The sequence below is a fragment of the Salmonella sp. SAL4457 genome, assembly GCF_046548235.1.
Lineage (GTDB): Bacteria > Pseudomonadota > Gammaproteobacteria > Enterobacterales > Enterobacteriaceae > Salmonella > Salmonella enterica.
This window is the reverse complement of sequence record NZ_JBGDZO010000012.1, coordinates 50,506-77,064: the sequence shown is the minus strand read 5'-3', so window position 1 is coordinate 77,064 and position 26,559 is coordinate 50,506. Positions and strand designations below refer to the sequence as shown.

20 protein-coding genes and 1 pseudogene are annotated in these 26,559 nt (G+C 53.5%); 5 read left to right on the top strand and 16 right to left on the bottom strand.

Annotation, left to right across the window (positions count from 1 at the left end):
• The 5 genes and pseudogenes from ACLJNW_RS22440 to torC form a co-directional block, all read right to left on the bottom strand.
• Window positions 1-99: pseudogene (locus ACLJNW_RS22440) on the bottom strand (heme ABC transporter ATP-binding protein CcmA); the annotation flags it as partial.
• A gap of 5 nt (window positions 100-104) precedes the next feature.
• Window positions 105-1,505 carry a cytochrome-c peroxidase gene (locus ACLJNW_RS22435; RefSeq protein ID WP_024154517.1) on the bottom strand — a complete coding sequence of 467 codons (1,401 nt, stop codon included), beginning with the start codon at window positions 1,503-1,505 and terminating at the stop codon, window positions 105-107.
• Window positions 1,506-1,694: 189 nt separating this feature from the next.
• Complete coding sequence (torD, locus tag ACLJNW_RS22430) at window positions 1,695-2,327, bottom strand: molecular chaperone TorD (RefSeq protein ID WP_000595421.1); 633 nt, start codon at window positions 2,325-2,327, stop codon at window positions 1,695-1,697.
• Window positions 2,320-4,872, bottom strand: a complete 2,553-nt coding sequence (gene torA / locus ACLJNW_RS22425) for a trimethylamine-N-oxide reductase TorA (protein ID WP_001522100.1) — start codon at window positions 4,870-4,872, stop codon at window positions 2,320-2,322. The genes torD and torA overlap by 8 nt, the downstream gene beginning before the upstream one ends.
• Window positions 4,862-6,046: a pentaheme c-type cytochrome TorC gene (gene torC, locus ACLJNW_RS22420; RefSeq protein ID WP_001230254.1), complete on the bottom strand. Its 1,185-nt coding sequence runs from the start codon at window positions 6,044-6,046 to the stop codon at window positions 4,862-4,864. Before torC ends, torA begins: the two co-directional genes overlap by 11 nt.
• A gap of 129 nt (window positions 6,047-6,175) precedes the next feature.
• Between torC and torR the strand changes: the two genes are divergently transcribed.
• Entirely contained in the window at window positions 6,176-6,868 is a 693-nt protein-coding gene (gene torR, locus ACLJNW_RS22415) for a two-component system response regulator TorR (protein ID WP_001562512.1), read from the top strand.
• Here the strand turns inward: torR and torT are convergent.
• Window positions 6,841-7,881: a TMAO reductase system periplasmic protein TorT gene (gene torT / locus ACLJNW_RS22410; RefSeq protein WP_023221469.1), complete on the bottom strand. Its 1,041-nt coding sequence runs from the start codon at window positions 7,879-7,881 to the stop codon at window positions 6,841-6,843. The genes torR and torT overlap by 28 nt on opposite strands.
• Window positions 7,882-7,960: 79 nt before the next feature.
• On the opposite strand from torT, the gene torS reads away from it, so the two are divergent.
• Window positions 7,961-10,696 carry a TMAO reductase system sensor histidine kinase/response regulator TorS gene (torS, locus tag ACLJNW_RS22405; protein WP_023204432.1) on the top strand — a complete coding sequence of 912 codons (2,736 nt, stop codon included), beginning with the start codon at window positions 7,961-7,963 and terminating at the stop codon, window positions 10,694-10,696.
• A gap of 25 nt (window positions 10,697-10,721) precedes the next feature.
• Here torS and ACLJNW_RS22400 read toward each other — a convergent pair whose 3' ends face one another.
• From ACLJNW_RS22400 to yidA, 6 genes are all read right to left on the bottom strand, one after another.
• Window positions 10,722-12,059, bottom strand: coding sequence for an MFS transporter (locus ACLJNW_RS22400; protein WP_000253524.1), 1,338 nt, complete (start codon window positions 12,057-12,059; stop codon window positions 10,722-10,724).
• Window positions 12,060-12,143: 84 nt separating this feature from the next.
• The gene (dgoD, locus tag ACLJNW_RS22395; protein ID WP_000704735.1) at window positions 12,144-13,292 is read right to left on the bottom strand and encodes a galactonate dehydratase; all 1,149 of its coding nucleotides are present in this window, start codon (window positions 13,290-13,292) and stop codon (window positions 12,144-12,146) included.
• A complete protein-coding gene (locus ACLJNW_RS22390) occupies window positions 13,289-13,906 on the bottom strand; it encodes a 2-dehydro-3-deoxy-6-phosphogalactonate aldolase (protein ID WP_001198742.1) in 618 nt (205 codons plus the stop codon). The genes dgoD and ACLJNW_RS22390 overlap by 4 nt, the downstream gene beginning before the upstream one ends.
• Window positions 13,890-14,768, bottom strand: a complete 879-nt coding sequence (locus ACLJNW_RS22385; RefSeq protein ID WP_000127130.1) for a 2-dehydro-3-deoxygalactonokinase — start codon at window positions 14,766-14,768, stop codon at window positions 13,890-13,892. Before ACLJNW_RS22385 ends, ACLJNW_RS22390 begins: the two co-directional genes overlap by 17 nt.
• Entirely contained in the window at window positions 14,765-15,454 is a 690-nt protein-coding gene (gene dgoR, locus ACLJNW_RS22380; protein WP_000174317.1) for a D-galactonate utilization transcriptional regulator DgoR, read from the bottom strand. The genes ACLJNW_RS22385 and dgoR overlap by 4 nt, the downstream gene beginning before the upstream one ends.
• Before the next feature lie 260 nt (window positions 15,455-15,714).
• Window positions 15,715-16,560, bottom strand: a complete 846-nt coding sequence (gene yidA / locus ACLJNW_RS22375) for a sugar-phosphatase (RefSeq protein ID WP_000985570.1) — start codon at window positions 16,558-16,560, stop codon at window positions 15,715-15,717.
• Between the two features lie 305 nt (window positions 16,561-16,865).
• On the opposite strand from yidA, the gene ACLJNW_RS22370 reads away from it, so the two are divergent.
• From ACLJNW_RS22370 to ACLJNW_RS22360, 3 genes are all read left to right on the top strand, one after another.
• Complete coding sequence (locus ACLJNW_RS22370; protein WP_023204430.1) at window positions 16,866-18,128, top strand: MFS transporter; 1,263 nt, start codon at window positions 16,866-16,868, stop codon at window positions 18,126-18,128.
• Between the two features lie 13 nt (window positions 18,129-18,141).
• Window positions 18,142-19,335, top strand: a complete 1,194-nt coding sequence (locus ACLJNW_RS22365) for a mandelate racemase/muconate lactonizing enzyme family protein (protein ID WP_000975828.1) — start codon at window positions 18,142-18,144, stop codon at window positions 19,333-19,335.
• A 114-nt stretch (window positions 19,336-19,449) separates the two neighbouring features.
• The gene (locus tag ACLJNW_RS22360; protein ID WP_001054592.1) at window positions 19,450-20,346 is read left to right on the top strand and encodes a LysR family transcriptional regulator; all 897 of its coding nucleotides are present in this window, start codon (window positions 19,450-19,452) and stop codon (window positions 20,344-20,346) included.
• 18 nt (window positions 20,347-20,364) lie between these two features.
• Here the strand turns inward: ACLJNW_RS22360 and gyrB are convergent, their stop codons facing one another.
• From gyrB to dnaA, 4 genes are all read right to left on the bottom strand, one after another.
• Window positions 20,365-22,779 (bottom strand): DNA topoisomerase (ATP-hydrolyzing) subunit B, encoded by a 2,415-nt coding sequence (gyrB, locus tag ACLJNW_RS22355; protein WP_000072047.1) that lies wholly within the window; start codon window positions 22,777-22,779, stop codon window positions 20,365-20,367.
• A gap of 28 nt (window positions 22,780-22,807) precedes the next feature.
• Window positions 22,808-23,881: a DNA replication/repair protein RecF gene (gene recF / locus ACLJNW_RS22350; protein WP_000060081.1), complete on the bottom strand. Its 1,074-nt coding sequence runs from the start codon at window positions 23,879-23,881 to the stop codon at window positions 22,808-22,810.
• Between the two features lie 147 nt (window positions 23,882-24,028).
• Window positions 24,029-25,129, bottom strand: coding sequence for a DNA polymerase III subunit beta (gene dnaN, locus ACLJNW_RS22345; protein ID WP_000673474.1), 1,101 nt, complete (start codon window positions 25,127-25,129; stop codon window positions 24,029-24,031).
• Between the two features lie 4 nt (window positions 25,130-25,133).
• The gene (dnaA, locus tag ACLJNW_RS22340; protein WP_000059093.1) at window positions 25,134-26,534 is read right to left on the bottom strand and encodes a chromosomal replication initiator protein DnaA; all 1,401 of its coding nucleotides are present in this window, start codon (window positions 26,532-26,534) and stop codon (window positions 25,134-25,136) included.
• Window positions 26,535-26,559 lie beyond the last annotated feature (25 nt).

Genomic DNA, 26,559 nt, shown 5'->3' with positions numbered 1-26,559 from the left:
GGTGACCTGCACCCACTCCCCGGCCTCCACGGTGAACGACAGCCCGCGAAACAGCGTCCTCTCGTCCCGCTCGCAGTGCAGATCTCTGGCTTCAAGCATCATTGTCATTGCGCATATTCAGGTTGATATGGCGTATAAACACCGGTCAGGCTTTCCAGGAAGGCGACGATATCGTCAATATCGTTTTGCGGCAGATCGGTGCCAACCTGGTAACGCAGCATCAGTTTTACCGCGCCATCCAGCGTCGGTACGTCGCCCCGATGGAAATAAGGCGCTGTTAACGCGACGTTGCGTAAGCCTGGGACTTTTTGCCGTAATTTATCGCGAACCTCTTTGGTGACGTTCATACGACCAATATCCGCTGCGGTAATTTCGCCAAAATTAAAGTCTCGCTTTAATCCCAATGGTTCAAAAGAGCGTCCGCCTAAAATGATACCGCCGTGACAGGTTGCACATTTATTCTCTTTAAATAATTGATAACCGTGTTTCTGTTGCGCGGTCAGCGCATTTTCATCTCCACGTAGCCATTTATCAAAGGCGGAATCCGGCGTCATCAACGTTTTTTCGAATTCGGCGATCGCATCAGTAATATTTTCCCCGGTAAATCCTTGCGGATAAACCGCCTGGAAATCTTTTTTCAGGACAGGATCTTTATCAAGCTTGCTAATAATTTCATCCCAGGATTTAGAAGCCATTTCAATAGGATTTAACGGCGGTCCGCCTGCTTGCTCCTGCAGGGTTGCAGCACGGCCATCCCAAAATTGTTCGATATTAAATACGGAGTTGAATACCGTTGGCGCATTTATCGGCCCTACCGCGCCGCCAACGCCAATTGAGGTTTTTCTGCCATCGACACCGCCCGCATTTAACGCGTGACAATGCGCACAGGATATTGTGCTGTCGCCGGATAAACGTTCATCATGATAAAGCCGGAAACCTAAGTCGACTTTTTTCGCATCGACGGGAATATTGCGCGGAATAGGCTGAACGGGTTCATTCCGGTGCGCGGCGTCGGTATCGGCGCTGGCATAGTTGCGCTCACGCTGATCGGCTATCCAGTTCAGGATGTCAGTACGCTCTTTATCGCTGACGCCCCCCGCCCAGTGCAGCGCGACATAGCGGGTTGGCGGCATGGTCTGATGTTGCATAACCCATTCAATTTTATTCAGTTCGCTTTGCGGCACCGGCGTATCCGCAATCAGGGCGGCCCGTACCGCCTCCAGGTTAAACGATTTGTAGCCGAGCTGGATATCGTAATCCATTAGCTGCTTTGCCACCGGGAAAGAGGAATAAAAAGGTAATTCAGCGGAAGGCGTATGACAATAATCACATCCTTTCTCCCTGAAATAACCCAGTATTTTATTATTTTCACCCACAACCGAGGCCTGCACATCGCTTTTTTTACTGCGCTGTTTGTCGTAATACCATACATACCCGGACAAACCTAAATAACATAACAGCCCAACGGTGATAACCGTTGTCGCATAGAGGGTAATTTTTTTCATATCACTATCCTTATGGGGTATTGCGGCATGATTAATTAAATTTTATTTTTTTACTCATGAGGCCCGTCAATACTAAATACAAACCCATAGTGGATATTGATTGGTATCAATAATTACAATTGGCTAAACCTATAGATATGATAACCCCCGACTATCGTAAGATTTATTTTGCGATGTCCGTCACAGGGTTTATTCAGCAGCAACAATGGATAAATCCTCTTTTCCGTCATCAAAACGAACGATAGCCAACAATAATTGACTTAACGCAGCATAAAAGCCATAGGGATCATGCTTAAGGCAATTATTTGTAAATTCCGGAAGCCATTCCAGTAATGACGACAATGTTTTCTGGCGTAATTTATTCATTCTCCGTTGTTGGAACGATTCACCCAATGAAAAATGTAAATGGCTGAGTAATTCCAGATAAATCGCCAGGTGGTCGGTCGGCTCTTTAAAATCGTCGTTGACTTCCATCCCGGCTTCAAGCAATAAATGTTTAATCATGCCGGGTTCCTGCTGCGGGTATTGCGAGGCGTAGGGCAACGCCGATTTTTTATCCGTCATCAGGAACAATCCGCAAAAATCTGCGGCCAGCTCCAGCTGCGCATCCTGGCGCAGGCTAAGTGCGGCAATTTTTTGTTCGAGTAACGCCACCGACGCCGCCAGCGCGGGCTGACGCTTTAACAGCGCCAGCCAGTCCGCGATCTCCGCGGACTGTAATTGTATTAACCCTTCATCATCCACTTCCCGGAAAAAGAGTAACGCCAGCCATGCATATACGCAGGCGTACTGTTCCTGAGCAAGCGCTGGCTGCTTAATCATGCGGATTCCCCTGCGATGCGGGTACATATTCACACTGCGCGACCATCTCGACCGGACCGTTAAACGCCGTGACGTTATCCATAGGGCCGGTATATTTTTCAATTTCCACCAGCGTCGTATGCGCGCTGGTCGCCTGCGCGAGCTGCGATGTACCGATATCCAGCGTTAATACGTTAGGGTTGCCGTACTTACATAACGCGTTGATGTCGCCGCCTTTATCAGGATCGTACCAGGCACCTTCATGAATTCGCGCCACGCCCGGCGCATAGCGATCGGAAACTACCGCCCCCGCCAGTACCTGCCCGCGTGCATTGAATACCCGCACGATGTCACCGTTGCAGATCCCGCGCGCGCTGGCATCCTGTGGGTTAATAAAGACCGGCTCCTTGCCGCCAACGGCATATTGCTGACGCAGCGTTTCCGACTCGCACAGTTGGGAATGCAGGCGGAAATCAGGGTGGACGGATTGTAAGTGTAGCGGCCAGCGCTGCGATCCCGGCCCGCCATGCGAGCGTTCGATTTTTTCGAACCACATGGGATGGCCCTGACAATCGTCGTATTGCATGTCGGCGATCGTTTTGGAATAAATCTCGATCAAGCCGCTTGGCGTGCCCAACGGCTCCAGGTCCGGATCTTCACGGAAAGCCTGATGGCGCACAAACATCTGCGGATGATCAAACTCGATGTACTCCTGTTGATTCCAGAACACCTCGAAAGTCGGTAAGTGGATACCGCGACCTTTTCCCTGCTGGCTCCCTTCCTGCCAGATGCGTTTCAGCCAGCCCATTTCATCAAGGCCTTCCGTAAATGCCGCTTCACGGTTAAAGCGTCGGCAGAGATCGCGGAAAATATCAAAGTCGTTACGCGCTTCAAACTGCGGCGATACCACCTGTTTCATGGCGATAATGCCGCGGTTAGAGTGGTTGCCGAATTGATCGAGGTCGTTACGCTCAAATTGGGTGGTAGCCGGCAAAACGATATCCGCAAAGCGGCAGGTCGACGTCCACTGGTTATCAATAGCGATGACCGTTTCCAGCTTGCGCCACCCTTCAATTATGCGGTTAATTTGTTGGTGTCGGTGGAACGGGTTGGTCCCGGCGAACACGCACATCTTCAGCGGCGGTAATTTAACCGATTTGCCGTTCCAGTTAATGACCTTGCCCGGTTCAAGGATGGCATCCATAAAACGCGCAATAGGAATGGTGCTGCTGTAGCCTTTGTAATCCGTGCTGTCGTGTACTGGCGGAACGGTCGTCGAACCGGAAAAGCCGCTTAAAATGATCCCTTTACGGCCAGGCGTCCCGGCGCCGTTGTAGTGCCAGCCAAAACCAAAGCCGCCGCCCGGTAAACCAATCTGTCCCAGCATTGCCGCCAGCACGACGACCATCCATGACCACTGTTCGCCATGCTGCATACGTTGCACACACCAGCCAGCGATGATTTGCGTTCTGTCGCCCGCCATCTGCCGCGCCAACGCGCGGATGGTGTCGGCGTCAATACCGCACAGTTTTTCCGCCCAGGCGGCATCTTTGGGCTGTCCATCTTTCTCGCCCAGCAAATAGGGGAGGAACTGGTCAAAACCGACGCAGTAGTTATCGAGGAAATTTTTATCGTACAGTTTCTCGCTGTACAGGGTATGCGCCAGCGCCAGTTGTAACGGGACATCCGTCTGCGGGTTAATGGCGATATGTTTGACCTTATCGCGCCCCAGATAATCGTGCGTGGAGGTGACGACCGGATCGATGCTGATGACCGAGATAGCGCCGCTGGCAACTTTTTCTTTTAATTGTTCATAGTACTGATAGACATCGTGATCCGGGCACCACCAGTTTGCCTGCTGGTTTTTCACCATATCAGAACCCCATAGCACAATCGTTTTACTGTTCTGTAAAACCAGAGGCCATGACGTTTGCTGCTCGTACACTTCCATTGAACCCACCACGCGCGGCAAAATCACCTGCGCCGCGCCGGTCGAATAGTCCCCTCCCGTGCTAACGCTATTGCCATGTAGCGCAATCGCGCGCGCCAGCATCCCGGAGGCGTTATGGAACATGCCGGTAGATTGCCAGCCGCTCGCCGTCAGTAACGCACTCGGCCCGTAGGTTTTTTGCACCCGCTCCAGTTCCTGATAGAACAGATCCAGCGCTTCATCCCAGGAGACGCGCACAAAACGATTATCGCCGCGCTGCGAGGTGTCGCTTTGATGACCTTTACGCATCCAGTCGACGCGCACCATCGGATAGCGAATACGCGCCGCGTTGTGGACGTGATCGGGCAGGCCGGCGATCATTTTGGACGGGTATTTATCCTGTTCAAACGGTTTTGCCGCCACAAATCGACCGTCAACCACCGTGGCGCGAATCGCCCCCCAGTGAGAACCGGTAAGGATACCCTCTTTCGTCGCGGCGCCTGGCGCAACGGCATCCGCTGCGCGGGCGCTACGGGGCGTCAGCAGTGACGGCCCCAGCATTCCTGCCACCGTCAAACCGCCAAGCTGCGCCAGAAAACGTCGACGAGAGACGTGTAACGAGTCCTTATTTTTCATTGTGTTCTCCCTTATCGCTGTGCGGCGTGTTGGTGGTATCAGACGCATTCATCTGGAGATATTTCAACAAGGTACGTTCTTCACGCTTATCCAGACTGGTGAAACCGATCATGCCGTTGAGCGTGCCGATCCAGCCGTTAGCGTCAAAGTGCGCTTTGTCCGGCGCGCCGTGACACTGATTACAGGTGCCGTTATAGAGGGAGTCGGCATAGGCCCAAATCGGTTTAATGTCATTTACCATGTCACCTTTTTGCATCCACGCGGTTGCCTGTAATTTGCTCCACTGAGTATTGGTCGCCGCGACGGTGGTCTCTTCCAGCGTTTTCACATGCTGTTGCACATCGCCGCGAATCGAGGCGACAAAAATACGTTTACCGGGCAACTGCGTCAGCACGCGCTGGCGACCGTCCGTCTCCGTCCAGCCTTCGATTTGCACTTGCAGCCAGTCACCGTCCCGTTTAAGGACTTTCACTTCAGAAGCAGGTAACAGCGAACCTGCCGGTTCTTTATCGCCTTTAGCGGCGTAAATCGGCTTGATATCCAGCGAATAGAGCGTATCGCCGTCATTATGCGTACTGGCGCTGGCGCGCAGTTCATCAAACTGTTTGCGAAAACCGCTGCTCATATCCGGTAGCTGGTGGGCAATCCCTTTATGGCAGTCGATGCAGGATTGATTTTCTTTCGCGGCGATTTTCATTTGCCGCGCCGCTTCCGGGTTCTGTTTCGCGTGATCCATCGCATCGTAGTTATGGCAGGAACGACAGGTCGCGGAGTTATTCTCTTTCATGCGCGCCCATTCACGCTCGGCAAGCTCGGCGCGTTTGGCTTCAAATTTTTCCGGGGTATCAATCGAGTGGGCGATAAATGTCTGGTAAAGATCGTTGCTGGCTTCCAGCTTACGTTTCACCATGCCTGGAATATCAGGGGGGATATGGCAATCGTGGCATTCCGCGCGTACGCCGGAAGCATTCTGGAAATGTACGGACTGTTTATATTCCTGATACACCGGCTGCATACTATGGCAGCTGACGCAAAACTCTGTCGTACTGGTCAGTTTGATACCGACGTGAGGTAACACGATCAGCGCAACGCCGATCACAATCCCGACAATGACCAGCGCCAGTATCGACCAACGGGCGCTTGGCCTGAGTAGCGCTCTCCAGAGTTTTCGCATAATAGCCCCTGTAATTATATGGTTTAATGCGCAGATCTTATTCCGCAAATATGAACAGCGTCACTGGTCAGGATGAACGGGATACGGCAATATATGAACAGATATGAACAGAAAGAGACCGCGCGCAGGATGTCACATCACATTGTTATTGTTGAGGATGAACCTGTTACTCAGGCCAGATTACAGGCCTATTTTGAGCAGGAGGGGTATCGTGTCTCGGTGACCGACAGCGGCGCGGGCCTGCGCGACATCATGGAGCATGAGCACGTTTCGCTGATCCTGCTGGATATCAACCTCCCCGATGAAAACGGGTTGATGCTGACCAGGGCGCTACGAGAACGCTCCACGGTGGGCATTATTCTGGTGACGGGGCGTTGCGACCAAATCGACCGCATCGTCGGACTGGAGATGGGCGCGGACGACTACGTCACCAAGCCGCTGGAACTGCGCGAGCTGGTAGTGCGGGTGAAAAATCTTTTGTGGCGCATCGATCTGGCCCGCCCCACGCCGCAAAATGCCAGTGAAAACTGCTATATGTTTTCCGGCTACTGCCTGAACGTGATGAATCACACGCTGGAGCACAACGGTGAAGCCATTAAGCTTACGCGCGCAGAGTACGAGCTGCTGCTGGCCTTTGTGACCAACCCAGGCAAAGTGCTGCATCGCGAACGTCTGCTGCGAATGCTTTCCGCCCGCCGCGTAGAGACCCCGGATCTCCGCACGATTGATGTCCTGGTTCGCCGCTTACGCCATAAAATTACGCCGGAACTGCTGGTCACACAGCATGGCGAAGGCTACTTTTTAGCCTCGGAGGTGTATTGATACAGATAGACGGGCCGAAATCCCGGAGGCGATAGCGAACGGCGAACGCGCGCGCTGTCGGCGTTGTTATGCGTCAAAATAAGCACCGGCGGGCTGATATTTTCAGGCACCGGTTGCCCCTGTAAGACCTTAATCGACTGCGTTATCGCTAATTCTCCCTGCCAGGCCATCTGATCGCTGAGCGCCATCAGGATATGGCCGCGTTTTAAACCGCGATAAACCTGATGCGTCAGATAAAATGAGACGATCGTGAGCGGAGTCGTCAAATTACGCCCTTCGCCCATCGCCGCCTCCGCCGCTATCGCCGACCCGGCGACCACATTGGCGTCCGGATGGCGTTCCAGCATTTCCTGGAGTAAGTTTCGCTGCACTTCAATGTCGTTATCGCCCCAGGCGATATCCACAATGTTGATGGCGCTGCCTTTAATTGCCTGACGAAAACCCGCCACCATCTCCTGACTGCCGCCGGCTTCTTCCGGCCCCGGGAAGAGTAAAACGTTAAGCGCTTTTCCTTTGCTCCACTGCACCAGGAAACGTCCCGGCAGATAACCCATCTGAAACCACGGCAGACCGACGTGAGTTGCCACGCTGGCGTCGCGTATCACGTTCGCCACTTCAATAACCGGCACATTACCGGCATACCGTTCCAGTTCCGGGAAACGAATGGTACTGCTGCCAAGCAGAATAGCGTCGGCGCCCCACTCCCGGCACTGCATCATTTGCTGTTGTTGCGTCGCCAGTTGCCGATAGCCATTCGCTTCCAGCACTTTTAAATCAACGCCATACAATTTGGCCGCTTTTTGCATCCCGTAGTTGACGGACAACCAGTAAGAATCTTTCAGGCTGGGGTATAATGCGCACAGTTTCCAGGGTTTACTCGCATTGACTGACGTTTGCCGCCAGGGAATCGCCCGATCGGCGTGCGTCCAGTGTAGCAGCCCGGTTTCGGCTGACGCCGTTTCTACATTCGAGACGATGATTATCAAAAAAAAGAACGAAATAAGCGCGCGCATGATAGCCCCACCAGCAACAAGGTTTTATCCTAATGGTTTTTCCGGCGGCAACTCAACCCATTTCACCCGCGGCGCATAAATGTCAACGCCTTCACTGACCCGCAGATTATGGCTGGCCTTCGCCCTGATGGCGGCACTCACCCTGCTCAGCACCGTGATCGGCTGGATAAGCCTGCGCGTCATTAGTCAGGTGGAGCAAACCAATACGCAAGCGCTGCTCCCCACGATGAATATGGCCAGGCAGTTAAGCGAAGCCAGCGCTTACGAGCTCTTTTCCGCGCAAAATCTGACCAATGCCGACAGTGAGGGCGTTTGGCTGGCGCAGGGGAAGATGCTGAAAGCACAAAGCCTTAAAATTAACCATCTTTTGCAGGCATTAAGCGAGCAGGGGTTTAATACCTCGGCCATCGCCCGGCAAGAAAAAGAGATTGCGCAAACGCTTGGGCAACAGGGAACGCTGGTCGGTGAAATTCTCACGCTGCGCGCACAGCAACAGCAGTTAAGCCGCCAGATTGCGGAGGCGGCGGAAAGCATTGCCGCCCAGGCTCACGGCCAGGCCAATAATGCAGCGACATCTGCGGGCGCCACCCAGGCCGGTATTTACGATCTTATCGAAAGCGGTAAAGGGGACCAGGCTGAACGCGCGCTTGACCGATTGATTGATATCGACCTTGAGTATGTGAATCAGATGAATGAGTTGCGGGTCAATGCCCTGCGGTTTAAGCAGCTCATTGTGACCTTAAAAGACGCGCAAGGGCTGAGCGATGCCGAGGAAACCGATGAAAAACTTAATCAGTTGGTTAAAATTTTATCCCGCCGCCAGCAGCGTATAGAAGATCCTACCGTTCGCGCCCAAATCGCCGACGCGCTGGAGAAAATAAACCAGTACACCACACTGGTTACCCTGTTTCGTAAGGAAAACGCCATCCGCGACCAGCTTCAAACGCTTATGGCCAATAACCTCTTTCAGTTTACCCGCTTCAGTACGGAAGTGTCGCAGTTGGTGAACGCCATCGAAAAACGAAACGAGGCTGGGTTAGCGCGCCTTACACACGCCAGTCAGCGTGGGCAAATAGGGTTAGTGATCTTAGGCATCCTGGCGCTGTGCTCATTAAGTTTTATTCTTTGGCGAGTGGTTTACCGCTCCGTATCCCGCCCGCTGGCGCAACAAACGCAGGCCTTACAGCGGCTACTGGAGGGCGATATTGACTCGCCGTTTCCGGAGGCGGCTGGCGTCAGCGAACTGGATACCATCAGCCGTCTGATGGAAGCGTTTCGCGCCAACGTGCGCAAATTGAACCGCCATCGTGAGGATTTGGCGGAACAGGTGCGATCGCAAACGGCGGAACTTCATGCGCTGGTGCTGGAACACCGGCAGGCGCGCGCCGAAGCGGAAAAGGCCAACGAGGCGAAATCGACGTTCCTTGCCGCCATGAGCCATGAAATTCGCACGCCGCTTTACGGCATTCTCGGTACGGTACAATTGCTGGCCGATAAACCGCTCATGGCAAACTACCGCGACGATTTACAGGCCATTAATGATTCAGGCGAATCGCTACTGGCGATTCTTAACGATATTCTTGATTACTCGGCGATTGAAGTAGGCGGCACCAACGTTTCCATTAGCGAGGAACCGTTTGAACCGCGACAATTGTTGAATAGCACGCTGCATTTAATGCACAGCCGCGTTCAGGTGGCGCTCATCACCGACTTTAACGAGCAACTCCCCTCAACGCTACAAGGCGATCCGCGCCGGATACGTCAAATTGTGATTAATCTTTTAAGTAATGCGGCGAAATTTACCGATCGCGGCAGCATAGTGCTGCGCACGTTTTGCGACGATCAGAGCTGGTTTATTGAGGTTGAAGATACCGGATGCGGTATTCCTGAAGCGAAGCTGACGGCTATTTTCAAACCGTTTGTGCAGGCGACAGGACGCCGGGGCGGGACGGGCCTGGGGCTGGCTATCAGCGCCAGCCTGGCAGAGGCGATGGGCGGGACGCTAACCGTCACCAGTACGCTTCATGTTGGCAGTTGTTTTCGTTTACAACTGCCGGTTTGCCACTCCAAACCCGCAAGTAAAAGTGCGTTCAGGGAACCGATAAATCTTAACGGACTACGCTTGTTGCTGATTGAAGATAATATGCTGACGCAGCGTATTACCGCTGAAATGCTCACGGGCAAAGGGGTGAAGGTCTCACTTGCTGAAAGCGCGAATGACGCGCTACGCTGTTTAGCCGAAGGCGAGTCCTTTGATGTCGCGCTGGTGGATTTTGATTTGCCGGATTATGACGGCTTAACCCTGGCGCAGCAGTTGATGAGCCTGTATCCCGCCATGAAACGCATTGGTTTTAGCGCACATGTGATAGACGATAATCTTCGTCAGCGTACCGCCGGTCTTTTCTGCGGGATTATTCAAAAGCCCGTTCCCCGCGAAGAGCTTTACCGCATGATAGCGCACTATTTACAGGGCAAATCTCACAACGCGCGGGCGATGTTGAATGAACATCAGCTTGCCGGCGATATGGCGTCTGTCGGCCCGGAAAAACTCCGGCAATGGGTCGCGTTATTCAAAGACAGCGCGCTGCCTTTAGTCGAGGAGATCGAGGCGGCGCGCGCCATGAATGACGACGTTAACATTAAGCGGCTGGCGCATAAATTAAAAAGCGGCTGCGCCAGCCTGGGGATGACGCAGGCAACCGAAGCCTGTCGGGAACTGGAGTTGCAACCGCTTAGCGATATAGATATTAAAACTATCGTGACGCAGGGAGTGACGGCGCTCGACGCATGGATAGCCGGTCATCCTTCGCCATAATGACTTCCGGCTCGCCACGGCCAACTTATCCGACGCGTTTCACATCGCCCACTAACAGGATGTAAGACAGCGCGCCCAGCAGGGCCACAACGGAGATATAGACCAGCGCCGGAGCAAAACCGTAGCTTTGCGCCAGATAACCAATCACTAACGGTACGCTAATCCCACCTAACCCACCGATAAAGTTAAACATACCGCCGGTAAGGCCAATCAACCGCATCGGCGCAAGGGAAGAGATTAACGACCAGGTAATGGACGCAAATCCGTTGCCGAAGAAAGCTATCGCCATCAACGCCATAATCCACAACGGATCGTTAGTGTAGTTAGCGCCCATAATGCATGTGGAGATGAGCAAACCGCAAATAATCGGCGTTTTGCGCGCCACGCCCAGCGAGAAGCCTTTTTTCACCAGTTTATCCGCCAGCCAGCCGGAGAGCAGTACGCCAAAAAAGGCTGCCAGGAACGGTACGGTCGTCATAAAGCCCGCTTTTAGCGCGGTAATGCCTTTTTCCTGGGTCAGATAATTAGGGAACCAGGTCAGAAAGAACCATAGCGTAGAGTTTACGGCGAACTGACCGAGGTAGACGCCCACCAGCTTACGATGGAACACCAGTTTCCAGTCGGCTTTCGTCAGCGGCTGGCGGGCCTCTTTTTTCGCTGGCGCATCGCCATCCACCAGACCACCGCCATCGCGAATATACTCCAACTCCGCCTGGCTAAGGCTTTTCGTCAAACGCGGCGGTTGATAAACCTTAAACCAGACCAATGACCAGATAATCCCGATACCGCCGGTGACGATAAAGACCCAGTGCCAGCTCAGCATTTCCTGAATCCAGATCAGCAGCGGCGTAAGGAATGCCAGTCCGACGAACTGTCCGGAGGTGTAGAACCCGACTGCGGATGCGCGCTCATGCTCCGGAAACCAGCTAGTGACCATCCGGTTATTTGCCGGAAAGGCCGGCGCCTCGAAAATCCCGGTAATAGCGCGCAGGCCGATAAGCGACAATAGTCCCGTCGCAAACCCCTGCAATAGCGTTGCGACTGACCAGCCGAAGATAGCGATAAAATAGGTCAGCCGGGACCCAATACGGTCGAGAAACCAGCCGCCGGGGATCTGGCATAACGTATAGAGCCAGGCAAAAGCGGAGAAGACATAGCCCATTTCCGCTTTGGTAATGCCGAATTCTTTTTGAATATGCATGGAAGCTACGGCAAGGTTGGCGCGATCGACGTAGCAAATCACCACGGTAATAAAGATCATCACCAGCGTCAGATAGCGGCGACGCCCCGGCTGTGCTGCTGTAACTGAAATATCCATCGTCATCTGTCTCCAGATTCTGGGCATAGCGAGGCCGCTCACCATGCCCTGTAAATTACAGAGGGTGTGTTTTTATATTTAAATTGGGTTGCCCGGAGGGCGACGTTTGTTGAGCCTACAGCGTGGCGATCACCACTCGGCTACCGATCCGTCAGCGTGCCGCCACAACGGATTACGCCAGTCCGGCGCGCTTTTGCTAAGTTCAATCACCCTGGCCTCGTCAATGTCTACGCCAAGACCCGGTTTGGTTAAGGGTTTAAAGAAGCCGCCGTCCATGCTGAAGTCTTCTTTATTTTTCACAAAGTCGAGCAGCTCCGCGCCCTTGTTATAGTGAATGCCCATGCTCTGCTCCTGGAATACCGCGTTGCGCGAAACAAAATCGATATGCAGGCAGGCAGCCAGGGCGATTGGACCCAGCGGGCAATGCGGCGCCAGCGCCACATCATATGCTTCCGCCATTCCGGCGATTTTATAGCATTCGGTAATGCCGCCCGCGTGGGATAAATCCGGCTGTAGAATCGCCAACCCGCCCGCGTCCAGCACGCGTTTAAATTCAAAACGCGAGAACATACGTTCGCCTGCGGCAATCGGAATATGCGTTTGCGCTGCCAGGCGCGGATAATATTCCGCCTGTTCCGCCAGCACCGGCTCTTCAATAAACAGCGGACGATAGGGTTCCAGTTCTTTAATCAGCACCTTCGCCATCGGCGCGCTAACGCGACCGTGGAAATCGAGCCCAAACTCAATTTCACTGCCGAAAGCTTCGCGGATTTGCGCCACGGTATTGACCGCCGCATCCACCGCACGGGAGTTATCAATCACGCCCATCTCTTCACAGCCGTTCAGCTTGAAGGTGTCAAAACCAATACCGCGCAATTTTTCAATACCGTCAATGACGTCTGCCGGACGATCGCCACCCACCCAGCTATAGGCCTTGATTTTGTCGCGCACCAGGCCGCCCATGAGCTGCCAGACCGGCGCATTCAACACCTTGCCTTTGATATCCCACAATGCCTGGTCAATACCGGCGATGGCGCTCATCATAATCGGGCCGCCGCGATAAAAACCGGCCCGGTACATTACCTGCCACAGGTCGTTGATACGCGCCGGATCTTTCCCTATCAGGTAGTCGGCAAACTCATGTACTGCCGCCTCTACAGTACGTGCCCGACCTTCAATGACCGGCTCTCCCCAGCCAACCACGCCTTCATCCGTTTCGATTTTCAGGAACATCCAACGTGGAGGTAAACGGTACGTGGTGATGTGAGTTATTTTCATTTCACTGCCTCTCGATACGCATTAACAAATGCCGCAGCCTGCTGCGCGGTGCGTTCAACGGATTGCCCGGCGCGATAGAGATCGCTACCCAGTCCCGCGCCCACACAGCCTGCTTTAATCCATTGCGCCAGGTTTTCCGGCGTCACGCCGCCGACGGCAAATAGCGGAACATCCGGCGGAAGTACCGCTTTCAGCGCGCTGATGTAGCCCGGACCAAACGCCGACGACGGGAAAATTTTTAACGCCTGTGCGCCTGCATCCAGCGCAGAAAAGGCTTCCGTTGCCGTGGCGCAGCCCGGACACACGGTCATGCCATAGCTCACCGCCCGGCGGATCACCTCCGGTTGGATATTCGGCGTGACGATCAGCTTGCAGCCCATCCCGGCAAGCTGGTCTACCTGTTCCGGTTTCAGTACGGTACCAGCGCCAATAAGCGCCCTGCCGCCATACGCCTTCACCACGGAAGAAATGCTTTTTTCCCACTGTGGGGAGTTAAGCGGAATTTCTATAGCGTCAAATCCCGCATCCACCACCGCGCCAACGTGCGCCAGGGCATCATCGGGCGTAATACCGCGTAAGATAGCGATGAGAGGGAGATTAGTTTGCCACTGCATGAGCGATGCTCCTTATTCCAGCCTGAAATGCCATATCGCCATCCACGGTTGAAACATCACGCCCAATAGCACTAAACGCCTGTTGGTAACGTGAGATCAGCGCGGGTCCAGCGACGAGAGTGATAGCCTGTTGCGCCGCGAAGGATTCGCTCATGCTGGCGACTTCCGCGCCAATCAACAGGCCGGAGAGGAAGTCGCTGACCTGCTCACGCGCAAGATGCCCCAACACGTGCGAGGCGCGAACCTCAAAAAGAGAAGGCAGGACGGCAGGAGAATTAAGACCGCGCTCCAGCCCCGCGGCATAGGCGTCGCCAGAAGCTTCCTGTTCCGGCAAACCAGCCCCGACCAGCGAGTGACGCAGCAACAAGTGATGGAGTTCGCCTGTCATCACAGTACGAAAATCATGAATTTGTTGCGTATCAGTCTGTACCCATTTGCAATGCGTGCCGGGCATGACATAGACAGAAGAAGGAGAAAGTTCGCGGGCGCCAAGCAGTTGCGTCTCTTCGCCGCGCATCACGTTGTGGTTATCCTCGCGTGAGACACACAATCCGGGGATGATCCAGATGTTGTCGCCAACGGCGGTTAACTGTTCGCCAATAGCGGAGAACAGGGCGGGAACCGGCAGATAAGGCGCATTTTGCCAGCCTACGTTACTGCCGATCATGCCCGCCATTACCACGGGGGTGGCGCTGTCGCGCCAGTGTGTTGTGACTTCTGCTAACACCGCGTCAGGAGATTTACCGTTCAGGCGTGTAACGCCTGCTTCTGATTGCCTGCTCTCCAGGCATTTGTCGCCCTGGTAAAGCCAGGCGCGCAGATTGGTCGATCCCCAGTCAATTGCGATGTAGCGAGCTGTCATGTGATTTCCTTTAACCTTCGTGTCGAGCTGGCGATCATGGTTAATGCCGCCTGCTCTGCCGCATCGCCATCCTGATGCCGTATCGCATCGAATAGCGCCTTATGTTCCTGGAGCGTTTTCGGCATATTGGCCGCATCGCCCATCCAGGTCCGTTCAAATACCGCTCGCTGTAGCGAGCTGATCGCTACATTTAACTGTTGCAGCACCGGGTTATGCACCGACTGCAACACTGCCTCGTGATAGCGAATATCCGCCTCGTTAAACGCTTCCCGGTCCTGGTTGTTGGCAATCATGTCGTTTAGCGCCGACTCAATTTCAGCCAGATCGCTTGATGTTGCCCGTTCCGCCGCCCAGCGTGCTATTGCTGGCTCCACCAGGTTTCGTATTTCGCTCATCGCGCTGATAAGCCTCGGGTCGTAGTCGTTTTCCAGCACCCATTGCAGCACGTCGGTATCGAGATAATTCCACTGGTTACGCGGTGCGATAAACGCGCCGCGATAGCGCTTCATTTCAATTAGCCGCTTCGCCATAAGCGAACGAAACACTTCGCGAATGATGTTGCGCGACGTTTCAAACTCCTCGCACAGATCCGCTTCCGCTGGCAGCGCCGAACCGGGTACGTATTTACCGCTGACAATCTGTTTGCCCAGCGTGATAACGATGCGATCGGTTTTATTGAGAGTCATAGAGAGTCCTTGTGCTCGATGTGAACTCTCTTACTTTACCGCGATAGCTGAATTACGCCGCAATTTTGTAGTACTAGCGTGATATCAACCGTCGTTACCATGCCATCAATGTAGTACAACACAATTATGTTGTACTACAATTTAGATCACAAAAACGACAATTGGTTATGGGGACGTTATAAGACGTAAACGAAAGATATAAAAAAACCCGCAGCAAGTGCGGGTCGTTAAGCGCGTATTTGCCCGATGGCGACTATGCCTTATCGGGCGGGAAAATGGCCGGATGAGTGATCGGGGTTCAGCACAAATTTTTCAATCGCCCAGGCAACACCATCTTCAAGGTTCGATTTAGTCACAAAGTTAGCCACCTCTTTGACCGACGGAATGGCGTTGTCCATTGCCACGCCCATGCCGGCGTATTCGATCATCGCAATGTCGTTTTCCTGATCGCCAATCGCCATCACCTCCTCTGGCTTAATACCCAGCGCCTCGGCCAGTGATTTTACGCCGGTGCCTTTATTAACCCGTTTATCGAGGATTTCAAGGAAGTACGGCGCACTTTTCAGCACGGTATACTTTTCCTTCACCTCTGCCGGTATACGCGCAATCGCCCGGTCGAGAACGGCAGGCTCATCGATCATCATAACTTTCAGGAACTGGGTGTTCGGGTCCATCTTCTCCGCTTCACAAAATACCAACGGAATGGTCGCCACATACGACTCATGCACCGTGTAGTAGCTGATATCGCGGTTAGCGGTATAAAGCGTATTTCGGTCTAATGCGTGGAAGTGAGAACCCACCTCACGGGACAGTTTTTCCAGGTAACGGTAGTCATCATAGCTGAGCGCCGTTTGCGCAACCGTACTGCCGTCCCCTGCTTTCTGCACCAGCGCCCCGTTATAGGTGATGCAATAATCACCGGGCTGTTCCATGTGAAGTTCTTTCAGATAGCTGTGCACACCCGCATACGGACGGCCTGTGGTCAGCACCACATTTACCCCTTTTTCACGCGCAGCGGCAATCGCGTTTTTAACCGCCGGAGAAATGGTGTGATCGGGCAGCAGAAGGGTGCCATCCATGTCGATAGCAATAAGTTTGATAGCCATGAAATCCCCGCATTAAATGAGTCCTGACTCATGCTAACGCGATTCCGCTCAAAAAACAGTAAAGAATCCGAGAGAAAGGGGGATAAGATTCACAAACGGGATTCCCCTTTTCAGGCCGTATTCTCTCCTCCTGATGTATTAGATAACCTCATTAATCAAACAGAAAATACCGTTTTTCTAAAAGAATGCGTATTGCTACTTTGGACATCATCACTTAGAGCCTAATGGGATTGGTTCTTAATCAGTAAAAATCAACAAAAACTTATATTTTAAAATAACCTTATCCGATGAGAAGGAGATCGCTAATGTCGATGGCCCTTACCGCCCCCCCAACCAGGAAAAGATTTTTAATCGTTGCCTGTCTGTTTATTGGAATATTTATTGCTTATCTCGATCGCGTTAATGTTTCGGTATTAGCCGCGAATGAACCCTTCTTAGCCTATATGGGTATTGAAGGTATGCCATTGCAAATCGGCATGATGATGACCGTCTTTCTGGCCGCTTATGGTATCGCTAACGTTGTATTATCACCGCTTGGTGATTATCTCGGCCCCAGAAAAGCGATGATGCTTTGTATCCTAATCTGGACCATCGCCTTAATTATTGGCGGAGTTGCGACATCGTTTGCATTAATTATTATTTGCCGCATATTACTGGGTATCGGAGAGGGTTTTTATTATCCGCTGCAAAGCGTATTTATTAAAAACTGGTTTCCGAAGCAGGAGCGTGGCCGGGCAAACGCAGCGTGGATCGTCGGCCAGTCGGTCGCGCCCGCCATTGCGATGCCTTTTTTCACCTGGTGGATAGGCACCCACGGCTGGCGTTCCAACTTCTTTTTGTGCGCCGCTCTCGGGTTAATTCCACTCTGGCTGCTATGGCGATATGTTGCTGATAAACCAGAACAACTTAAAGGTATCAGCGAGCAGGAACTGGCTTATATCAAAGCCGGGCAGGAAACGGAAAGCGCAGGCAGCAGCGAAAGTTTTATGTTGCGGGTAAAACCGGTGATTACCAACTATTGCTACTGGTTGCTGGTGCTGTGGTACCTGTGTCTGCAATGCCTGTACTGGGGGATGATTACCTGGCTGCCAACCTATCTTAAATCAGCCAGAGGATTTAGCTGGGCAGAAATGGGCTGGCTGGCGTCGCTGCCATTTGTCTTGTCGATATTTTCCAAAGCCGCCGCGGGCGTCTTCGTCGATAAAATAGGACGCAGCGCCCCCATATTAATGGTGTTAATGTTTTTCGCCGGTATCAGTATCTATTTCGGCACAATAACCGAACACAAATATATGTCAGCGGTACTACTCTCCTTCGCCGTCGCTTTTTGCACGATGGGTACGCCTGTTGCGTGGACATTATTACAAGGGATGGTGTCCGGGAAATCTATTTCCGCCGCCAGCGGCGTAATGAACGGCGTCGCGAACGGCCTGTCATCATTATCACCAGTATTTATCGGTTTATTTATCTCTATTACAGGAACTTATACCGGCGGCTTATTATGTCTGGTTTTCATCAGCGCTATCGCCGTGGTATCTGCATTCGTTTTAACGATTAAAAAATATTAATCACAAGGAGTAAATGATGAAAATTACCAGCATTGATATTATTGATGTTGCTAATGATTTTGCGTCCGCCACCAGCAAATGGCGTCCGGTGGTGGTAAAAATTAATACCGACGAGGGCATTTCCGGTTTTGGCGAAGTCGGGTTGGCCTACGGCGTCGGCGCCTCCGCAGGCATCGGCATGGCAAAAGATTTAGCCGCCATTATCATCGGCATGGACCCGATGAATAACGAAGCTATCTGGGAAAAAATGCTCAAAAAAACCTTCTGGGGGCAGGGCGGCGGCGGCATTTTTTCCGCGGCGATGAGCGGCATCGATATCGCGCTGTGGGATATCAAAGGCAAAGCGTGGGGCGTGCCGCTGTATAAAATGCTTGGCGGCAAAAGCCGCGAGAAAATTAGAACCTACGCCAGTCAGTTACAGTTTGGTTGGGGGGACGGCAGCGATAAAGATATGCTGACCGAGCCGGAGCAGTATGCACAGGCGGCGCTGACCGCCGTCAGCGAAGGCTATGACGCGATAAAAGTGGATACCGTCGCAATGGATCGCCACGGCAACTGGAACCAGCAAAACCTCAACGGGCCTCTCACCGATAAAATCCTGCGTCTGGGCTACGACCGTATGGCCGCCATTCGCGATGCAGTCGGCCCGGATGTGGATATCATCGCCGAAATGCATGCCTTTACGGATACCACCTCGGCGATTCAGTTTGGCCGCATGATCGAAGAACTGGGCATCTTCTACTACGAAGAGCCGGTCATGCCGTTGAACCCCGCGCAGATGAAGCAGGTTGCCGATAAGGTCAATATTCCGCTGGCGGCTGGCGAACGTATATACTGGCGCTGGGGATACCGTCCTTTCCTGGAAAACGGCAGCCTGAGCGTGATCCAGCCAGATATTTGCACCTGCGGCGGCATCACCGAAGTGAAGAAAATCTGCGATATGGCGCATGTTTATGACAAAACGGTGCAAATCCACGTTTGCGGCGGGCCGATTTCCACGGCGGTGGCGCTGCATATGGAAACCGCAATCCCTAACTTCGTCATCCACGAACTGCACCGGTATGCGCTGCTGGAGCCGAATACGCAAACCTGTAAGTACAACTACCTGCCGAAAAATGGCATGTACGACGTTCCGGAGCTTCCCGGCATCGGCCAGGAGCTGACCGAAGAAACCATGAAAAAGTCGCCGACCATTACCGTAAAATAAGCCAACAGTCTGCCTGCACCGCAGGCAGACCCCCTGTATTTGCGAGTCGTATCAACGCGACCTTATCCAGCCTGAGATAAAATCCTCTCAGTAAAGGGGTAACACAGGTGGCAAATGAATTTAACTATCCGGCAATTTCGCGCGTTTCTGGCCGTCGCGGATTTGCGTAGTTTTACCGCCGCCAGCAAATATCTGTGCATCACGCAGGGAGCTGTTAGCGGTTTAATCAACGAAATGGAAAGCCAGATGGAGGTTTCCCTTTTCGACCGCACTTCGCGCGTGGTGAAGCTATCGCCCGACGGCGAAAAGTTTTTACCCGCCGCCATGCGGGTTGTTGAAGAGTTTCAACGGGCCGAAAATTATGCCCGCGACCTGAAAGAGATCAAAAAATCCCTGGTGCGGGTTGTTGGCGCGCCGCTGATCGCCTGTGCTTTTCTGCCGCAAATCATCCATGCCTTTAAGCGGCAGCATCCGCATACCCACGTACAGCTTATTGATAAGCCCATGTCGCAATTACAAAAAAGCATTATGTTGGGAGAAGCCGATTTTGGTATCGGCCCGGAGCGGCCGCTGGAACCGGAAATCGACAAACAAACGCTGTTCACAACGGAAATCGCCCTGTACTGCCATCCGGACTATCGGCTGCATAAAAAAACGGTGCGCTGGGAAGAGATTCAGAGCGAAGAGCTGATCGCCGTTGGCAACGAATCCATTCCGATGATCTCCGCGACCGCTGGCGTGCGCATTAAGCCCAAAATGACGGTGGAACATATGGCGACCGCCATGTCGCTGGCGGCGCAGTGTGAAGGCGTGGTGATCGCCGGAACCTTTTCCCGCCATTACGCCAAAAGCTACCAATTAGCGACCTGTTCGCTCACGCCTCCGCTGCGGCGCAATATGAACGTGTATTACCATGCGTGGCGCGCGCAAACGCCCGCCACTCAGCGCTTTAAAGATTTTCTATTCAGCTATGTCGATGAACATCATGATGCCCCGGCCAACCAGCGGTAGGCCGGGGATTAAGGCAGGTTAAATATCGATATTCGCCGCTTTCAGGGCGTTCTCTTCGATAAATGCGCGACGCGGTTCAACGGCATCGCCCATCAGCGTAGTGAACAGCTGGTCGGCAGCAATCGCATCTTTAACGGTCACACGCAGCATACGGCGGCTTTCCGGGTCCATGGTGGTTTCCCACAGCTGATCCGGGTTCATTTCACCCAGACCTTTATAACGCTGGATAGCCAGACCGCGACGTGATTCTTTCACCAGCCACTCCAGCGCCTGCTCGAAGCTGGTTACCGGCTGGCGACGCTCGCCGCGTTCGATGAACGCGTCCTCTTCAATCAGACCACGCAGCTTCTCGCCCAGCGTGCAGATACGACGATATTCCGCGCCGGTCACAAACTCGTGATCCAACGGATAATCGGTATCCACGCCATGCGTACGCACGCGAACGATCGGCTCGAACAGATTCTGTTCCGTATTAGTATGAACATCGAACTTCCACTGACTGCCGTGCTGCTCTTTCTCGTTCAGCTCGGTAATCAGCGCATTCACCCAGCGCGTTACAGTCTGCTCATCAGAAAGATCGGCTTCGGTCAGAGTTGGCTGATACACCAGCTCTTTGAGCAGCGCTTTCGGGAAGCGACGCTCCATACGACCAATCATTTTCTGCGTGGCGTTATATTCAGAGACCAGTTTTTCTAACGCTTCGCCGGATAGCGCCGGCGCATGAGCGTTCGCGTGCAGAGTCGCACCATCAAGCGCGATGGAAATCTGGTACTGATCCATCGCTTCGTCGTCTTTAATGTACTGTTCCTGCTTGCCTTTCTTGACTTTGTACAGCGGCGGCTGGGCAATGTAGACGTGGCCGCGTTCAACGATTTCCGGCATCTGACGATAGAAGAAGGTCAACAGCAGCGTACGGATGTGCGAGCCGTCGACGTCCGCATCAGTCATGATGATGATGCTGTGATAGCGCAGCTTGTCCGGGTTGTACTCGTCGCGACCGATACCGCAGCCCAGCGCGGTAATCAGCGTCGCCACTTCCTGAGAGGAGAGCATCTTGTCGAAGCGCGCTTTCTCGACGTTGAGGATTTTACCCTTCAGCGGCAGAATCGCCTGGTTCTTGCGGTTACGCCCCTGCTTCGCAGAGCCGCCCGCGGAGTCCCCTTCCACCAGGTACAGTTCGGACAGCGCCGGGTCGCGTTCCTGACAGTCCGCCAGTTTGCCCGGCAGACCGGCTAAATCCAGCGCGCCTTTACGACGGGTCATTTCACGGGCGCGACGCGCCGCTTCACGCGCACGCGCGGCGTCGATAATTTTGCCGACGACGATTTTCGCGTCAGATGGGTTTTCCAGCAGGTATTCGCTCAGCAGTTCGTTCATCTGCTGTTCCACCGCCGATTTCACCTCGGAAGAGACCAGCTTGTCTTTGGTCTGCGAGGAGAATTTCGGGTCCGGCACCTTCACGGAAACCACCGCAATCAGGCCTTCACGGGCATCATCACCGGTGGCGCTGACTTTGGCTTTTTTGCTGTAGCCTTCTTTGTCCATGTAGGCGTTCAGCGTGCGGGTCATCGCCGCACGGAAGCCTGCCAGGTGAGTACCGCCGTCGCGCTGCGGAATGTTGTTGGTAAAGCAGTAGATATTTTCCTGGAAACCATCGTTCCACTGCAGCGCTACTTCCACGCCGATACCGTCTTTTTCGGTGGAGAAGTAGAAGATATTCGGGTGAATCGGCGTTTTATTCTTGTTGAGATATTCAACAAACGCTTTGATGCCGCCTTCGTAGTGGAAATGATCTTCTTTGCCATCGCGCTTGTCGCGCAGGCGGATGGAAACGCCAGAGTTCAGGAATGACAGTTCACGCAGGCGTTTCGCCAGGATCTCATATTCAAATTCAGTGACGTTGGTGAAGGTTTCGTGGCTCGGCCAGAAACGTACCATCGTGCCGGTTTTATCGGTATCGCCAGTGACGGCCAGGGGTGCCTGCGGCACGCCGTGCTCGTAGATCTGACGGTGAATTTTGCCATCTCGCTGGATAACCAGTTCCAGTTTTTGCGACAGAGCGTTGACTACCGAGACGCCCACGCCGTGCAGACCGCCGGAGACTTTATAGGAGTTATCGTCAAATTTACCGCCCGCGTGCAGAACGGTCATGATCACTTCCGCCGCCGAGACGCCTTCTTCCGGGTGAATACCGGTCGGAATGCCACGGCCATCATCCGTTACGGACACGGAGTTATCGGCGTGAATAGTCACGACGATATCTTTACAGTGACCCGCGAGCGCTTCGTCGATAGCGTTATCTACCACCTCGAATACCATGTGGTGCAGACCGGTGCCGTCATCCGTGTCGCCGATATACATACCCGGGCGCTTACGCACCGCATCCAGCCCTTTCAGGACTTTGATACTGGAGGAGTCATAAGAATTCGACATCAACGTTTCTCGCTCATTTAATCTTGGGTTAATCCGTTATTTTACCCTTTTCCACGGTAAACATCTTCGAATTTTCATCCGACATGTCTATAACGTGTTCAGCGCTAATTGCGCTGACAAAGACCTGCGATTGCGTGGCTTTTAAGCGGCTGGCCAGCAGTCCGCGACGCGCATCGTCAAGTTCAGAGGCAAAATCATCTATCAGGTACAGGCAGCGCCGCCCGCTTTCGCGGGTAAGGAACTCGCCCTGCGCCAGACGTAAGGCGCACATCAACAACTTTAGCTGACCGCGCGACAGGGTATCTTCCACCGGTGCGCCGTCAGCGCGAATGCGAAAGTCCGCTTTATGCGGCCCGTGCGCGGTGTAGGTCAACATACGGTCACGCTCAAAGCTTCGCTCCAGCACGTCCGCATAGTCTGTCTCTTTCTCCCAGCCGCGCTGGAAAGAGAACGTCAGGGAAAATTCAGGTAAAAACTGCTGACAGGTATCCGCCATGTCCTGTGCGATAGCGCTACTGTACTCCGCCCGCCAGGTACTAATTTGTTCCGCCAGCGGAATCAGCTCTTTATCCCACGGGCGCAATTGCTCATAACGACTCACCTGGCGCAGCGCGGCATTACGCTGTTTCAGCAATCGTTTCAGGTTGCTCCAGGCGGTGAAGAATCCGGCTTCGTTGTGAAAGCATCCCCAGTCAAGGAACGCTCTTCTGTATTTGGGGCCGCCATTGAGTAAAGTAAACCCCTCCGGCGTAATCAACTGCATCGGCATTAAATGCGCCAGCTCCGCGATCTTGTGACCGTCGGTACCGTCGATACGGACTTTGCTGTCGCCCTGCTTATCTTTGGTTAAGCCAATCGACGTCTCACGCTCTTCGCCCTGTAATCGCCCGTGAAGAACAAACGCTTCCTGCTCATGACGAATCACGCGGCCAGGCTGCAAACTGCGAAACGCCCGACCGTGGCCAAGCGTATAGATAGCTTCCAGCACGCTGGTTTTGCCGCTGCCGTTGGCGCCAACCAGGAAGTTAAAGCCGGGGGATAAAGCGAGATCCGCATTTTCTATGTTGCGGAAGTCTTTGATTAAAAGGCGCGTCAGTGACATATATTAGTACATTCGTCCAGGGGCGTGTGTGTCGCAGCCAGTTCGTCTACCGCCAGCGCGCAGAAAGCGGAGCGTACACGAAGTACGTGAGCATTTCGAGCACTGCCGGGAGGCGAAATGGCAAGTAAACCAGCCCCTTTTCAGATTCTACAGCCTCATTGGCATAACAACGTAGGCAGCACTCTGTGACGCCGCATCCTCAATCTGTACGCTGGATACGGAATCCGTCAGCATAATGCGCACGGTTTCGCACTTCAGCGCATTGAGCACGTCCAGCACATAGCTAACGTTAAAGCCGATTTCCATCTCCGTCCCGCCGTAGCTCACGTCCAGAATCTCTTCCGCTTCTTCCTGCTCCGGGTTATTGGCGGTGATTTTGAGCTGATTCTCACTGACGTACAGACGCACGCCGCGGAATTTCTCATTCGAGAGGATTGCCGCGCGGGCAAACGCCTGTTTGAGGATATCGCAGCCCGCTTCCAGATGCTTATCCGGATTCTTCGGCAGAACGCGACGGTAATCCGGGAAGCGACCATCCACCAGCTTCGAGGTAAAGATAAAGTCGCCGACGTGCGCGCGGATATTATTACTGCCGATCTGCACGCGCAGCGGGTTTTCGCCGCCGTCGAGCATACGCATCAGTTCAATCACGCCTTTACGCGGCACAATCACCGAGTGGCTGGGTAAAGACGCTTCCAGCGGCATTGAGCACACCGCCAGGCGGTGGCCGTCGGTCGCAACAGTGCGCAGTTCGCTGCCTTCCGTTTCAAACAGCATACCGTTTAAGTAGTAGCGCACATCCTGATGGGCCATCGAAAACTGGGTCGCTTCAATCAGGCGCTTCATCGTGGCCTGCGGCAGCGTAAATTCAACTTCGCTTTGCCAGTCGTCAAGATTCGGGAAATCGGCGGCAGGCAGCGTAGACAGCGAGAAGCGGCTACGGCCAGAACGCACCAACATCCGATCGCCTTCTAACTGAACGGCAATCTCCGCGCCCTCCGGCAGGCCGCGGCAGATATCAAAGAATTTCCGCGCCGGCACGGTAGTAGCACCCGGCTCATGCGGCTGAGAAAGCGTAACGCGCGCGACCATCTCCATTTCAAGATCGGTGCCGGTCAGAGAAAGCGTACCGTCCGCTACCTGGAGGAGCAGGTTACCGAGAATCGGCAGCGTAGGACGACCGCCCAGCGGGCCGCTGACCTGCTGAAGCGGTTTTAATAAATGTTCACGTTCAACGGTAAATTTCATAGGATCACGACGACAATGTTCTGATTAAATTCGAAAAATCTTCTTTGATATCGTGGCTTTCTTCACGCAGTTGCTCAATTTTACGACAGGCATGAAGTACGGTAGTGTGGTCGCGCCCGCCAAACGCATCGCCGATTTCCGGCAGACTGTGGTTGGTGAGCTCTTTTGCCAGCGCCATAGCCATCTGGCGCGGACGTGCTACCGAGCGAGATCGACGCTTAGAAAGCAGATCCGCAATTTTGATTTTGTAATACTCGGCCACCGTCTTCTGAATATTGTCGATGGTGACCAGTTTTTCCTGCAACGCCAGTAAATCGCGCAGCGCTTCGCGCACAAAGTCGATAGTAATCGCCCGGCCGGTAAAGTTGGCATTGGCGATCACCCGGTTCAGCGCGCCTTCCAGTTCACGTACGTTAGAGCGTAGACGCTTGGCGATAAAGAACGCGACCTCGCCTGGCAGACGAATATCATTTTCGTCCGCTTTTTTCATCAGGATCGCCACGCGGGTTTCCAGTTCTGGCGGTTCGATCGCCACTGTTAGCCCCCAACCAAAGCGGGACTTGAGACGATCCTCAACGCCGTTGATCTCTTTCGGATAGCGATCCGACGTCAAAATGATCTGCTGATTGCCTTCCAGCAGAGCGTTAAAGGTATGGAAAAACTCTTCCTGGGATCGTTCTTTATTGGCGAAGAATTGAATATCGTCGATCAGCAATGCGTCAACGGAGCGGTAGTAGCGTTTAAACTCTTCGATGGCGTTATTTTGCAGGGCTTTTACCATGTCCTGCACAAAGCGCTCGGAGTGCATATACACGACTTTCGCGTTGGGTTTACGCGCCATAATGCCGTTACCCACCGCGTGCAGCAGGTGAGTTTTACCCAGACCGGTGCCGCCATAGAGGAATAACGGGTTATAAGCGCCGCCAGGATTATCCGCCACCTGACGTGCCGCCGCGCGCGCCAGTTGGTTGGATTTACCTTCGACGAAGTTATCAAATGTATGTTTTACATTGACGTTGGAGCGGTAGGTCGGCTCCGCCGGCGCTGGTACGTTATCCCAGCCAGAACGGGCCGCAGGCGCTACGCGCTGCGGCTGCGCCGTCGTTGTCTGCGCAGGCGCGACAACGTTATGCACAGGCGTTTTTAGCGTTTGCGTAACGGGCTTTGTTCCCACTTCAAAACGCAGTTGTGGGGCATCCGCGCCGCAGAATGTGTTGAGTAATCCATTGATATTGTTGAGGTACTTATCTCTTACCCAATCGAGCACAAAACGGTTTGGCGCATACAAAGCCAGCGTGTTATCGCTCAGTTCCGCCTGCAACGGGCGTATCCACATACTGAATTCTGTGGCTGGTAACTCATCCTGCAATCGGGCAAGACACTGCTGCCAAAGCGAAAGTGACACGGCGGACTCCACTCGAACAAAAGTC